General features: G+C 63.1%; 11 protein-coding genes. 3 read left to right on the forward strand and 8 right to left on the reverse strand.

The features are described from left to right. Positions 1–85 precede the first annotated feature (85 nt). Positions 86–1,840 (forward strand): type I secretion system permease/ATPase, encoded by a 1,755-nt coding sequence (locus tag J6524_RS16800; protein ID WP_225672409.1) that lies wholly within the window; start codon positions 86–88, stop codon positions 1,838–1,840. After that, positions 1,837–3,150, forward strand: a complete 1,314-nt coding sequence (locus J6524_RS16805; RefSeq protein WP_225672411.1) for an HlyD family type I secretion periplasmic adaptor subunit — start codon at positions 1,837–1,839, stop codon at positions 3,148–3,150. Before J6524_RS16800 ends, J6524_RS16805 begins: the two co-directional genes overlap by 4 nt. Positions 3,151–3,423: 273 nt before the next feature. On the opposite strand, the gene J6524_RS16810 is transcribed toward J6524_RS16805, so the two are convergent. Further along, positions 3,424–4,521, reverse strand: coding sequence for a cyclase family protein (locus J6524_RS16810; protein WP_225672413.1), 1,098 nt, complete (start codon positions 4,519–4,521; stop codon positions 3,424–3,426). Positions 4,522–4,636: 115 nt separating this feature from the next. On the opposite strand from J6524_RS16810, the gene J6524_RS16815 reads away from it, so the two are divergent. Further along, the gene (locus J6524_RS16815) at positions 4,637–5,701 is read left to right on the forward strand and encodes a CobW family GTP-binding protein (RefSeq protein WP_225672415.1); all 1,065 of its coding nucleotides are present in this window, start codon (positions 4,637–4,639) and stop codon (positions 5,699–5,701) included. Between the two features lie 44 nt (positions 5,702–5,745). Here the strand turns inward: J6524_RS16815 and J6524_RS16820 are convergent, their stop codons facing one another. The 7 genes from J6524_RS16820 to J6524_RS16850 all read right to left on the reverse strand — a co-directional run bounded on the left by J6524_RS16820 (position 5,746) and on the right by J6524_RS16850 (position 13,556). Continuing rightward, the gene (locus tag J6524_RS16820; RefSeq protein ID WP_225672417.1) at positions 5,746–6,216 is read right to left on the reverse strand and encodes a MarR family winged helix-turn-helix transcriptional regulator; all 471 of its coding nucleotides are present in this window, start codon (positions 6,214–6,216) and stop codon (positions 5,746–5,748) included. Between the two features lie 88 nt (positions 6,217–6,304). Beyond that, a complete protein-coding gene (locus J6524_RS16825; RefSeq protein WP_225672419.1) occupies positions 6,305–7,033 on the reverse strand; it encodes an SDR family NAD(P)-dependent oxidoreductase in 729 nt (242 codons plus the stop codon). A gap of 12 nt (positions 7,034–7,045) precedes the next feature. After that, positions 7,046–7,558, reverse strand: coding sequence for an aromatic-ring-hydroxylating dioxygenase subunit beta (locus J6524_RS16830; RefSeq protein WP_225672421.1), 513 nt, complete (start codon positions 7,556–7,558; stop codon positions 7,046–7,048). Between the two features lies 1 nt (position 7,559). Then, positions 7,560–8,873, reverse strand: a complete 1,314-nt coding sequence (locus J6524_RS16835) for an aromatic ring-hydroxylating dioxygenase subunit alpha (protein ID WP_225672423.1) — start codon at positions 8,871–8,873, stop codon at positions 7,560–7,562. Between the two features lie 11 nt (positions 8,874–8,884). After that, complete coding sequence (locus J6524_RS16840; protein WP_225672425.1) at positions 8,885–9,850, reverse strand: PDR/VanB family oxidoreductase; 966 nt, start codon at positions 9,848–9,850, stop codon at positions 8,885–8,887. Positions 9,851–9,852: 2 nt separating this feature from the next. Continuing rightward, positions 9,853–11,397, reverse strand: a complete 1,545-nt coding sequence (locus J6524_RS16845; protein ID WP_225672427.1) for an indolepyruvate oxidoreductase subunit beta family protein — start codon at positions 11,395–11,397, stop codon at positions 9,853–9,855. Then, positions 11,394–13,556, reverse strand: coding sequence for a thiamine pyrophosphate-dependent enzyme (locus tag J6524_RS16850; RefSeq protein WP_225672429.1), 2,163 nt, complete (start codon positions 13,554–13,556; stop codon positions 11,394–11,396). The genes J6524_RS16845 and J6524_RS16850 overlap by 4 nt, the downstream gene beginning before the upstream one ends. Between the last annotated feature and the right edge of the window lie 232 nt (positions 13,557–13,788).

Raw genomic sequence — 13,788 nt, forward strand, 5'->3', positions numbered from 1 at the left:
GCGGGGGCGCCGGCGCCCCCGCTCGTCGTGTCAGATAACTGTAACAATCAGCGGCTAAGGCGCTTCTGAAGAGTGAGCGTCAACCTTGGGCACCAGCGCAAATCAACCCGGTCATGCCGGCTCGGAGCTTGACGGCGCGCTGTCGCAATGCCGGTCCGCATTCATCGCCATCGCCGGATTCAGCGCAATTCTCAATATTCTGGCGCTCACCGGCTCCTTGTTCATGATGGAGGTCTATGACCGGGTATTGCCAAGCCGGAGCGTTCCGACGCTGATCGGCCTCCTGATCCTGGCAATGACGCTCTACGTTTTTCAAGGCCTAATGGATGCGCTTCGTGGCCGGTTGCTGGTCCGCATCGGCGTGCGCGTCGATCAAATTATGTCGGATCGTGTCTACGCGACGGTGATGCGCCTTCCGATCGAGGCGCCGAAGCGAGGGGCATCGATCCAGCCGCTGCGTGATCTCGACACGCTTCGGAGTTATTTGTCGGGACCGGGACCGACCGCGTTCTTCGATTTGCCCTGGGTACCTTTCTACCTCGCGATCTGCTTTGCTTTTCATTTCTGGATCGGGGTCACCGTACTTGCGGGTGCGCTCGTTCTGATATCGCTGACGCTGCTGTCCGAACTGCTGGCTAGGAATTCGTCACGCGATTCGAACCGCATCGGCAACGAACGGGCGAGGCTCTCGGAAACAAGCCGGCGCAATGCGGAGGCGTTGACGGCAATGGGCATGACGGGCTGGGTTGCTCGCCGCTGGCAGATGCTAAATCGCCAGTTCCTGGCGGGACTCAACCAATCGAGCGACCTGGCCGCAGCGCTCAGCGCGGTCGGCCGCTCATTCCGCATGATGCTGCAATCGGGCGTGCTGGCTGTCGGCGCATACCTCGTCATCAACCAGCAGGCGACGGCCGGCGTCATCATTGCCTCGTCAATCCTCTCGGCCCGTGCGCTCGGTCCCGTCGATCTGGCGATATCGCACTGGCGAAGTTTTGTCGGCGCACGGCAGGCGCGCGAACGTCTCAATAAACTTCTCGCCTTGCTGCCGGTTCGAAGGGTGCCGACGGCGCTGCCCAAACCGCAACGAAGTCTCAACGTCGATAGCGTCAGCGCCGCGCCGCCGGACGTACCGCGTGCGGTTGTGCAGGAACTGACCTTTGCGTTGAAGGCCGGAAGTGGTCTCGGCGTCATCGGTCCGAGCGCGTCCGGAAAATCATCGCTGGCGCGCGTGCTGGTCGGGCTGTGGCAACCGGCGCGCGGAACCGTTCGGCTCGATGGCGCGACTTTGGATCAATGGATGCCCGACGAACTCGGCCGGCACATCGGTTATCTCCCGCAGGATGTCGAACTGGTCGAGGGGACAATCGCCGAAAACATCTCCCGGTTCGATCCTGACGCGTCACCTGAGGGCATCATCGCGGCGGCGAGAGCCGCGGGCGTGCACGAACTGGTCCTGGGACTGCCGCAGGGCTACGACACTGAGATTGGGGAGCAAGGATCAGCCCTGTCGGCCGGCCAGCAGCAGCGCGTTGCACTGGCGCGCGCCCTATACGGCGATCCATTCCTCGTCGTGCTCGATGAGCCGAATTCCAATCTGGATGTTGAGGGTGACGAAGCATTGACGCAGGCCATCCTCAATATCAGGGCCCGCGGGGCAATCGCGATTGTGGTGGCCCATCGCCCAAGTGCGCTCGCCGGCGTGGACCATGTGCTGGCGCTCAACGGCGGGCGGCAACAGGCATTCGGTCCGAAGGACGAGGTGCTGGCAAAGGTATTGCGGCGTGATGCGGCGCCCGCCGCCCCGAAAATCGTTCATGCAACCGCGCAGGCCCGGTCATGACGGGCGACACCAGCGAATTCGACGTACGCCCGTCAATCCGGCGTCACATCGTTTTCGGACTGGCGGCGGTCATGCTCGTTGCCGGCGGTATCGGTGGCTGGGCTGCGACCACGGATATTTCGGGAGCCTTGATCGCGGCTGGCAGCGTCGTCGTCGAGTCGAACGCGAAGAAGGTGCAGCATCCGACTGGCGGCGTGGTCGGCGAGATCGCCGTGACCAACGGCAAGACCGTCAACGCAGGTGACCTGCTGTTGCGGTTGGACGAGACGATGACGCGTGCGAACCTGCAGATCGTCTCAAGAACGCTGGACGAAATGACGGCGAGGCGGGCACGGTTGCGCGCCGAGCGCGACGGCGCCCGCGAAGTTGCCTGGCCCTCCGAATTTCGCGGCAGGCGCGACGAACCGGCCATTATCGAAGTGATGGCTGACGAGGAGCGCCTGTTTCAGCTCCGTAACACCACGCGTCTCGGCCAGAAACGGCAATTGGGCGAGCGTATCGCGCAGCTGACCCAGGAAGCGGCCGGCATCGCCGCGCAGCAGACGGCGAAATCCCAGGAAATCCTGCTAATTGAGCGCGAGCTGAAAGGCGTTCGCGAGCTGTGGGAGAAAAATCTGATCCAGCTCAACAGGCTCACCACGCTTGAACGGGAAGCGGCGCGGCTCGATGGCGATCGGGCGCAACTCATGGCGGCGGAGGCCCAGGGGCGCGGTAAGATCGCGGAGATCGAGCTGCAGATAACCCAGATCGACCGCGAACTGGCGAGCGAAGTCGGCCGCGAGTTGCGCGAGATCGACGGCAAGGCGAATGAGTATGCCGAGCGGAAGGTCGCGGCCGAAGACCAGTTGCGCCGGACCGACATCCGCGCGCCGATTTCCGGCATCGTGCACGAGCTGAACGTTCATACGATAGGTGGCGTTATCAGTGCCGGCGAGCAGCTCATGCTGATCGTGCCCGGCTCGGACCGGCTGACGGTGGAAGCGAGGGTCGCGCCGCAGGACATTGATCAGGTCAAGATCGGGCAGGCCGCAGGCTTGCGCTTCTCTGCCTTCAACCAGCGCACGACGCCGGAGATCAGCGGCACCGTCAGCCGCGTTTCGGCCGATGTGACGACTGAGCAAAGAACCGGCATGACCTACTACACCGCGCGGATTGCGATAGAGCCGCATGAAATCGCGCGGCTTGGGGACGTCAAGCTGTTGCCGGGAATGCCGGTCGAGGCTTTCATCAAGACCGGCGATCGCACAGTAGGTTCTTATCTGACCAAGCCGCTGTTTGATCAGGTGGCGCGCGCCTTCCGCGAGCGCTGAGCTCGATCGCTAGAAAGGGATGAGATTATGTTTGATTGCGACCAAGAAGAAGGTGCGCTCCCTCTCCCGCTTGCGGGGGAGGGCTGGGGTGGGGGTGTCTCCGCGGGCGGTACTGCCCGAGTGGAGAGAGCCCCCACCCGGCGCTTCGCGCCGACCTCCCCCGCAAGCGGGAGAGGTGAAGCGCGCCTGCGGCCAAATCGATCTAACCAAAAATCATCATGCGCCTAGGGAGCGGGTGGGCGGTCCATCAGCCCACCCGCCAATGTGCCCTCGTTATGTGATCGCGATCGGGCAGCCATTGCTTCCCGTAGCGCCCTTTATCGGAGCGGGGGTGAAGCAGTAGACGAACTGATACTTCCTCTCGGCGATGAGCTCGTCGAAGATCAGGTTCTCGTGGTTGAGTATCCCATGCTTCGTCTGCAGCTCGGAATGGACCGGGAAGGCGACGGACTTGTCGGGATTGGGAACTACTTCGACCGCCCAGGTGTCCGCGGCGGTGAGCGCGAGGTCCTTTTCGATCACCCAGCGGGCTGCGTCGAGTCCGATGCCGGGCTCGCCGCCATTGTAGCGATCGTTGTTCTTCATCCATAGCGAGCCCCAGCCGGTATGGAACATGATCGCGTCACCCGGCTTGATGTCGCTTTCAGCGATGTTCTGCTTCTGCAGTGCCGCCTTGATGTCGGCCGTGGTGATCTCCTGACCGGCATCCATCATCCCGCCCTTTAGCCCGACCATGTCGATGAGATGGGCGCGGGTGAAGAGGGGCTTGAGCTTCTCGGTACCCAGCTTCTTGAGGCCGTACGCATCGCCGATTTCTTCGGCAGTGAAGCCGTTGTAGAACCGCATCTCGCTCTTATCGCCGGTCTTGCCCATTTGGATGCCGATGTGGCCGAGACCATCGAACTGCGTGCCGGTCTGGCCGATCTCGGTGGCGAGAAACTCGTCATTGTACACGAGCTTGTTGTCACCAAATGGGCCGCCGGTCGGCCCGCCGGGAATGCGCAGCGTGAACGCACGCGCGCCAAACAGCGGCATGCCCTGCTCGTAGACACGACCGATCTTGTAGATTTTGCCGTCCTTGATCCATTTCACCGCGTCGAGGACCTTTGCCGGCGTGATGTGGTTGGATGCACCGGCCTCGTCGTCTTTTCCCCATTTTGAGGGCCACCAAGGCCTGTCGACTCCCTTGGGCATGGAGGTAGCGGCCTGCGCCTGTGCGGCGGTGACCGGCGCGAGCGAGTACTTGCCATGCATCGCGCCCGCAAGCGCCGCTCCCGCAGCGCCGGCCAGGCCGGCCGTGCGGAGCAATGTGCGGCGATCGGTTGCTGCCATCCCGCCTTTCGGCTCTTCGCCCCTGACTTCGTCGTCCATCGTTTCCTCCCAGGTTGTGCCCAGAAGCTGGGCTTAAAGATTGTTTTCGGCATGCTCCTCCTCGGCTAGGCTGTTGTCCAGCGACAAAAATAAGATGGTTGAGGTGAGGGCGCCGATGAGCCTCTTCGAGAAAGACAAGTCAGCCGAGCGCCTGCCGGTATCGCTGGTCACCGGCTTTCTCGGCAGCGGCAAGACCACGCTGCTCAACCGCGTGCTGCGCCACGACGCGATGAGAGACAGCGCCGTCATCATCAACGAATACGGCGAGACCGCCCTCGACCATCTCCTGGTCGAGCGCGTCGATGGCGAGGTGGCCGTGCTCGCGAGCGGTTGTATTTGCTGCACAATCCGCAGCGATCTTGAGGAGACGCTGCGCACGCTTCTGGTCAAACGCGATCGCGGCGAGGTGCCGCCATTTCGCCGTATTCTCATCGAGACCACGGGTCTGGCAGATCCTGCCCCGATCGCGCAGCTTCTGCTCAACAACCCATTGGTTTCGCATTTCCTGCGGCTCGACACTGTCGTAACGACAGTGGATGCGGTCAACGCGGTTCATCAACTCGATCGTCAATATGAGGCGGTGAAACAGGTGGCGCTTGCAGACCGCCTGTTGATCACCAAATCCGATTTGGTCAGTAACACTGCCGCATTGTATCAGCGTCTCGGCCGGCTCAACCGTGGCGCCAGGATCGAATGCGTGACGCATGGCGAGATCGACCCGGCCGGGCTATTCGGTGCCGGCCTGGTCGATCCCGAGAAGAAAGCAGTCGACGTTGCTCGCTGGCTCAACGAGCAGGCGTTCGCAGGATCCTGCGAGGCGGCCCACGAGCACGCCCATCACGCCCATCGCAGCCACGATGCATCGATCACCAGCTTCATGATCGCGTTCGACGAACCGCTCGACTGGATGGCCGTTTCGCGCTGGCTCGCGTATCTGCGCAGCGCGCGTGGCGAGGACCTGCTGCGCGTCAAAGGGATTCTCAACCTTCTCGGGCAGCAGGCGCCGATCGTTATCCACGGCGTGCACCATGTCTTCCATCCGCCGGTGGCGCTTCCCGCATGGCCCGACGACGACCGCCGCTCGCGTATCGTGTTCATCACCCGCGGCATCGCGCGCCAGGAGGCGCTCGCGCTCTGGGAGGCGGGCCGCGCCGAAGCCAGAGACAGTTGCAGCGGTTAGTTGCAGTGCGGCCGATCCGATCGAAAATCGGTCCGTTGCGGACGTCAGGAATATTTATCCAGGCGCCGTTTCAGCAGGGTCAGGTGCTGCAGCAAGTCAGACTGTGCAACGGGCGAAAGCTCGCCGATCAGTGCGACCACCCATTCCTCGTGGCGCCGCGCCATCCGGCCGAATTCCCTTGCGCCTTCCTGCGACAGGCGCAGACGGAAGGTGCGGCGGTCCTCGGAATCGACCTCGCGATGGATCATGCCGTCGGCTTCCAGCTTCTGCACGAGCGCGGTGATGGCGCCGTTCGAGACCATCAGCAGTTCCGAGACCTCGGACATGGTCGCGCCGGCCGGCTTGCGGGCGAGTTGCGCCAGCAGGTCGAAGCGGGCGAGTGTGGTGTTGAACTCCTTGCGCAGCCGGGCGTTCAGCGCCTTCTCGATCCGGGTGGCGCAGGAGAGCAGCCGCAGCCAGATGCGCAGTTCCAGATGCGCGCCATCGGATTCATGCGCCGGCTCGGGCGGGCGCAATGGCTGCAAGCGCGCGCCTTTCGCAGATCTGGCTTTGCGTTTGACTGTGGCATCCATGGCTGGCATCTCGCGCCGTTATAGAAATTGGCTAGATAGAAATTGATCCGATACTGGCTCCACCGCAGACATACAGCGTCTGACCGGTAATGAAGTCGGCATCCGGTGAACTGAAGAACGTCACCGCGCGGGCGACGTCGGTTGATCTGCCCAGCCGGCCGAGCGGAATTGACCGTGCCAGCGCCTTCGCGCGCTCGGATTCCGGCGACATCACACTCTCGAACATCTCGGTATCTGCGATCGGGCCCGGAGCGACGACATTGACGGTAATTCCGAACGGGGCAAGCTCCAGCGCCCATGTCCGCGCCATGCCGATGATGCCGGCTTTGGTGGCCGAATAGACCGTGCGCGTCGCGGCCCCAAGCGCCGCGCGGGAAGACAATAACACGATGCGGCCGAAGCGCGCCTGCTTCATGCCGGGCAGCGCCGCCTGCGCAAGCGCAATCGCGGCGCCGAAATGCAGCTGCGCCAATGCGCCGACATCCTCGTCGGCAACTTCTTCCAGCAGCTTTGGTCTGATAGCGCCGGCATTGTGAACGACGTGGGTAATCGCGACCTTAGCGGCGATCTCAGACGCCACCTCTCGCGTCGCCGCCGCATCGAGCAGGTCGACTTCGCGCGAGGAGAGTTTTGGATGGCTCCAGTCGGGCTTTCGCCGCGACAGTGAGATCACATCATACCCCTCGGCGAGAAGACTGCGCGCGATCGCGGCGCCAATGCCAGTATTGCCGCCGCTCACGATCGCCGTGTGATGGGCCATGCCTATCCTGCCTCACATGAAGAGCTGGATGTTGCCGAAGGCAGCATCGCAATTGATCAGGTCGACGCGCTTGAGCTTGATGCGCAGCTTGCCGCCTTCGACGCTCAGATGATGCGTCGCCCAGGCCGCATAGAGCGTCTGCTCGTCCAGGCGGGTCTCGATGTAATGCATCGGCGTCCAGGTGACGTAGCGGTTGGCCGAGGTGTCGCGGGAATCCACCTGCGGTGTCTGCAGGACATGGTGGCAGCGGCTCTTCGGCTTCTGGCTAAAAGTCCGTGCGCCCTTGAGGCGCTCGACCCGGATCGAGAGCAAGAGCTTGTCCTCGTACATCAGCGAGCAGGTCAGCCGCGGATCGGTCTGATTCCATTCCAGCGGCATCCAGTAGAAGGCGTCGTCGGCGTAGAGATCGAGCCATTCGTCGAAACGCTGCTGGTCGATCAGGCGCGCCTCGCGGACCACGAAATCGATCAACTCCTGGTCGGTGGGAACTGCATTCTTCAGGGGAGCCTCGGCAAGCATGGTCATGTCACATCCCCATCGTCATGAACTTGGTCCACGCCCGGAACTGATGGCGCATCGGCCATTCGCTGGTGCCATTGGTGGTCACGTTGGTTTGCCCGACTTCGTCGGGGCTGTAGAGGCGCTGGATGTTCACCCATTCGTTGCCGTTCGAATGCAGGCCTTCCTGCGCGCGTTCATACATTTCAAGATCGTCGTGGCCGACGATGGAGGTGGGCGCATTGATCAGCCGGTTGTACATCAGCGTGCGCTCGAGCAGCATGTCGGGCGCATCGACGAGCTGGAACGTCCAGGATTCAACCAGCGTCTTGTTCGCCGCGATCGGCTTGAAGTGCCGCAGTAGCTGGATCGGTCCCTTGATCATGATGTTAGGGAAATAGACCGTGTTGTGCCGGTTTTCGCTGAGAATTGCCTTGGCGCGCTCCTCGCCGTAGGCGGCCGTCATCTTCTCGAAATAGCCTGGTATCGCCGAATAGTCGGAGTGGATCGAGTGGTGCACGCCGGTGTGGCCGTGGCCGTTGTCCCAGATCCTTATGCCCATGTTCTCGAAGAACTCGTACGGGCTCATGAAGGGGGCGATGATCTCGACCGCCATCGGCTTCTTGGTGCCGGGCGGCGCCTTCTTCCAGACCTCGACGACGGTCCCGGCCGAGGATTCATGCGCGACCATGGGATGGCAGGTGTCGGTCTGGTTTTCGACCAGCATCTTCCAATTGCAATTGTGCATGTAGCGCAGTACGCCGCCGGCGACCTTGAGCTGGCCGACCGGCGAACGGTCGATCATGTTGTCGAAGCTCGACAGGCTTTCGCCGAAGAATTCCTCGAAGTCGAGGCCGCCATCATTGATCTTGGCGAATACGAAGCCGCGATAGTTGCGAACGTGCCGCACCGGGGCCATGCCGGTGGCGGCGTGACTTTGCTCGAAGCCGGTGCTCTCGTAGCCCTTCTTCAGGGGTATCGCGAGCAGCGAGCCGTCGGTCTTGAAGCTCCAGGCATGATAGGGACAGCGGAAGAACTTGCCGGTGTTGCCGCAGGTCTCGGACGTAATGCGCGTGCCCTTGTGGGGACAACGGTTGTGCAGCACCTTGACCGTGCCATCGGTGTGGCGGACGAGCAGCACCGGCTGCGTGCCGATCGTGGTGCTGAAATAATCGCCGGCGTTAGGAACCTGGCTGTCATGGCCGACATAGACCCAGCTATTCGGGAACATGTGCTCCATCTCGAGCTGGAAGACCTCCTCGCTGACATAGACGTCGCGGTGAACCTCCTGTTCGCGGACCAGGGCGCGAATGGCCGCAGCGTTGCCGGCGTATCGGGTCATGCGTTCCTCCATCACAGGTCGAGCACGAGTCTCTTGGTTTTTGCGCGCGAAATGCAGATCTGCATCACCTTGTTGGACGCCTTCTCGCTGTCACTCAAGATGTAGTCGCGATGATCGGGAATGCCGTCTATCACCGTCGTCTGGCAGATGCCGCAATCGCCTCGCTTGCAGTCGTGCATGGGGTCTTCGCCGGCCTCGAGCAGCACGTCGAGGATGGTCTTGCCGGCGGGGATCTCGTAAACGCGTCCGCTGCTCTTGAGTTCGACCTCGAAAGCGGAGTCTCCGGACTTCTCTTCGGGCGCGGTGAATATCTCGAAATGCAGTCGTCCCTGCGGCCAGTTCATCCGCTTTGCCAGCGCGATGGCGGCCTCGATCATCGGGAGCGGCCCGCAAAGATAGAGCGGCACCTCGGGTGAGAGCCGCGTCATCAGGCCCTCGAGGTCGAAGAAGCGCCCGGCCTCTTCGTCGGCATGGATGGTCGCGCTTGCGCTTGTCAGCCGCTCGATCTCGCCGAGAAAAGCGAGTTCGCCGCGGCTGCGGCCGGCGTAATAGAACGAGAACGGACGCTTCGCCGCGTTCAATTCGCAGGCCATCGCAAGCAGCGGCGTCACGCCGATCCCGCCCGCGACAAGCGCGACTTCACCTGCGCCGGCGCCAAGCGGAAAATTGTTCGCCGGCGGCGAGATCGTCAGGCGATCGCCGGTCTTGAGGCCGTGCATGTAGGTCGAGCCGCCGTGGCTTTTGCTTTCCTGCAGCACCGCGATGCGATAGGCGGCCGGATGTTCAGCGGCCGCGCGCGGCGAAACCGTCTCGATCAGCGAATACGAGCGACGGCCGACATCGGGTAAATGGACGTCGATATGGGCGCCTGCGGCCCAGCCCGGCATCGGCGCGCCATTGGGTCGCGCCAGCACGAGTTCGCGGATGCGTGGCGTGAGCGCCTCGGTCTTCGACACCACGACTTCGAATTGATCCATCCTCAGGCGTCCTCGAACAGGGTCTCGACCGTGCGCAATGCGCCATCGAGTTCGGCGCCATCGGCGTCCTTCAGCGCCACCTTGGTCAGCCGCTGCACCCATTCGGCGGCGTCAGACCGGCCGGCCAGGCGGTCGGAGGCGCGCATGACCTTGTCGAACTTCGATTCACCGCGCGAATGCGTGTCCGAGTAACCGCCGACAAGACGGCGGGCGTCGCACACGGCGGTCGCGAGTGCAGGATCTTTAGCGGCGAATTTCTTGATACGTTGTGCCCATTCGTCGAGATGGCGCATCTCGCGGACATGCCGTAGCGTGCCGCGGCGGAATCGCCGCAGGCCCGCCACACAGTACAAGAGCAGGAACGACGATGGCGCGGTGGTACGGACTTTTCGTCCACGGTCGACAAGCCGCGCGAGCCGTTCGCTGCGCTCGACCTTCTCGCCAAGACGCGGCGGCAACAGCCCCGCCATTTCCTCGATCCGCGGATGGAAAAATTCGGTGATGGCGAGAACCTGGTCGTCACCGGCCCGCACTTCGCGGCGCACCCGGTCGAATCGACCAGCGCGCGTCTTGATATCGGCCACGCGGATAACGTCGTCATACGCCATCGCGATCGCGAGATATTTGGCAAAGGAATGCAGCAGGCCTATCGCTTCACGTGGCATCGCTTCCAGCCGGTCGAGATATTCGCTGCCATAGGCGACGTCCTGGAAATCGACGACGCGCTGCAGACCGGCGGCGACAATACCGTGCAGTTCTTCCGGCAATCGCTGCGCCCGCGCGACCAGCGCGTCATAGCCGGCATGGCCGATCGGTTCGAGACGCGGAAAGCGCTTGGCGAGCAGCGGCTTGGCTGCAGGATTGACCTTTGGGTCTTGCTTGATTTCAGCGATGGCCCGCTCGCGGCCGGCGGCAAAGGCGCGCAGGCTGGCATCGACGCCGACACCCGCTGCCCGGATCGTCGCTTCAAAATCTTCCGTCGCGAAGGGCAGGGCGGCGGAGCCTGCCAGCGCACCGAAGAGAACAGCGGAAACCACGCTCCCGGTGGCATCGGCAATCTCGGCCATGTCGAAGGCGATGAAACGATTGGCCGCAACATTCGCCGCATCAAAGACCTGTGCTGCATCCGCGGTGCCGTCGGCGGGTGCGGTTTTCTCGATCACGGCAAGCGAGCGGTGCGAGGAGCCGATCAACAGCGTGCGGTCGGGCGAGACCAGACCGCGCACGATGGCGCGTCCCGCTTCCATCAATTCGGCGCCGATCACGATGTCGACCTTGCCGGGCACCGGCATCAGCGACAGCACGGGGTGGCGATCCGGTTTGCTGGCGTCGGGCGCAATCATCTCGATGTAGTAGATCGTGGCCCCCGTGCGCTGGGCGACACCGGGCACCGAGGTCGATTGCGCGAACCATCCGCGCCGTTCGGCCAGCGCCACGATCCAGTCGACCAGCACGCCGCCGCCCTGGCCGCCCATCGCCAGCACCGCCACGCTGATAGGGCGTGCCTGACTGAGGCCAACAGAGGAGGGCGCTACCGATACGTTCATGCCGCCCCCTGCTCGAACATGACCCGTCGTCCCGCGCGCCAGCGCTGCAGCGTGCCGATCAGCCGCCGCCAGATGCGGTCGAGCCGCGCCTCGAACGCGGTCGGATTGGAAACGATGTCGGCGCGATAGAAGGAGGGGCAGAGCACGGCGGCGTCCGCGACTTCGCCGCAATGGCCGCAGCCGACGCAGCTGTTGTCGACGGCGGCGACCGGATTGTCCTTCAGGGGATCGCTGGTCTGTTTCACCGACAGCGACGGACAGCCCGACAGACGGATGCAGGCATGGTCGCCCGAACAGACGTCTTCATCGACACCGAAGCGCTCGCGCACGACGCGCTCGCCGCGTTTGGCGGCCGCCGCCACGAGTGGCTTCACGCGCCGCTGCTTGTTCAGCATGCATTCCGAGGAGGCGACGATAATCTTCGGGCCTTTCTCCTCCGTCGTCAGCGCCTCGCGCAGCGTGTTGCGCATGCGTGTCACATCGTAGGTGCGATCAATCTGGCGCACCCATTTGGCGCCGACGCCCTTTACCGCCTCGACGATCGGATGCTTGGTCGACCGCGAGCGGTTGTCGGCTCGCGAGGAGGGGATGTCCTGGCCGCCGGTTGCAGCGGAATAGTAGTTGTCGACCACGACGATCACACCGTCGTGCTGGTTGAAGACGGCGTTGCCGACGCCACTGGTCAGCCCGTTATGCCAGAATCCGCCGTCGCCCATGATCGATATCGGGCGTTTCCCCGCCGGCACGTTGAAGGCCGAAGCCGACGCCGGGCCGAGACCATAGCCCATGGTGGTCGCGCCGATGTTGAATGGTGGCAGGATCGAGAACAAATGGCAGCCGATATCGGCGGCGATGTGATGCGGACCGAGTTCCTTCTCCACCAGCTTCATCGCCGAAAAGATCGGCCGCTCCGGACAGCCTGTGCAGAAGCCGGGCGGACGCGGCGGTACCACGTTGGCCAATGCGCGAATCTTGTCGTCGACCTCGATGCGGTCGATGTTCGGCGCTCGGGCGGCATCGGGCAGCACATCGGGACGCCAGCGGCGGATGAAGGCCCCGATCGCTTCGTCCATGACCTGCGCGGTGTACTCGCCGGCCATCGGGAATAGATCCTTGCCGTGCAGCTTCGCGGGAATGTCCGCATTGCGCAGGATCTTGTGCAGCGCCTGCTCGATGAATTCGGGCTGGCCCTCCTCGACCATCAGCACCGCCTTCTTGTCGCGGCAGAAGTCGATCACCTCGCGGTCGACGATCGGGTAGGTTACGTTCATCACATAGAGCGGCACGCGCGTCTCGCCCCAGATGTCGGCGAGCCCGGCCTCGCGCAGCGCGGTGATGACGCCGTTATACATGCCGCCCTGCATGATGATGCCGATATCGTCGATATCGCCGCCGAACGTCTCGTTCATGCCGCGCGCATGGATGAATTCGACCGCCGCAGGCCAGCGCCGCTCGACCTTCTCCTTCTCGTGCAGGAACGAGGCTGGCGGCAACACGATACGGTTGGTGTCGCGTGATGGCTGTTCGAGCGCGCGGGCGAGCGGAAAGGCGGGGCGGACATTGTCGCGGGTGGCGAAGCGGCCATGCACATGGCAGGCGCGAATCCGCACTTCCAGCATCACGGGCGTATTCGACGCCTCCGATAGCTCGAATGAATCGTGCACGGCCTTGACGATGGAGGCCACGTTAGGACGCGGATCGACCAGCCAGAGCTGCGACTTCATCGCAAAGGCATGCGAGCGCTCCTGCATGATGGAGGAGCCTTCGCCATAATCCTCGCCGATGATGATCAGCGCGCCGCCGGTGACGCCGCCCGAGGTGAGATTGGCGAGCGCGTCGGACGCGACGTTGATGCCCACCGGCGCCTTGAAGGTAACAGCGCCGCGGATCGGATACATCACGGAAGCCGCAAGCGTTGCGGCTGCGGTCGCTTCGCTGGCGCTGGATTCGAAATGCACGCCGAGATCAGAGAGAATATCCTGGGCATCCGACAGCACGTCCATCAGATGCGAGATCGGCGCGCCCTGGTAGCCGGCGACATAGCTGACGCCGCATTCGAGCAGTGCCTTGGTGATTGCGAGGATGCCTTCGCCGCGAAACTCTTCGCCCGCGCCGAGCTTCAGGTCTTCCACCTCGCGCGCGAAAGAGCGTTCTGCCATGCTCGTCTCCTCGGCCTTGCGGGCGAACTCCGGATGACCGGAGATAATTTTAGACATCAAACAAAAATGGTGTCAATCGAAGTTCCGAAGTTGCGCGCGGCGTGACATCGCGCGTGCAATCGCGAGCGGTTTTCAGCCTATTTCGTAGGCTCCGTGCTTGAGGTGCAGTTCCGATCGCGCGCCGGCTTGCTTGACAGGATATTTTAGCCATGAAACATTATTGAGGCGAGTT

Origin of the sequence: Bradyrhizobium hereditatis (assembly GCF_020329435.1) — a bacterium.
GTDB lineage: Bacteria > Pseudomonadota > Alphaproteobacteria > Rhizobiales > Xanthobacteraceae > Bradyrhizobium > Bradyrhizobium hereditatis.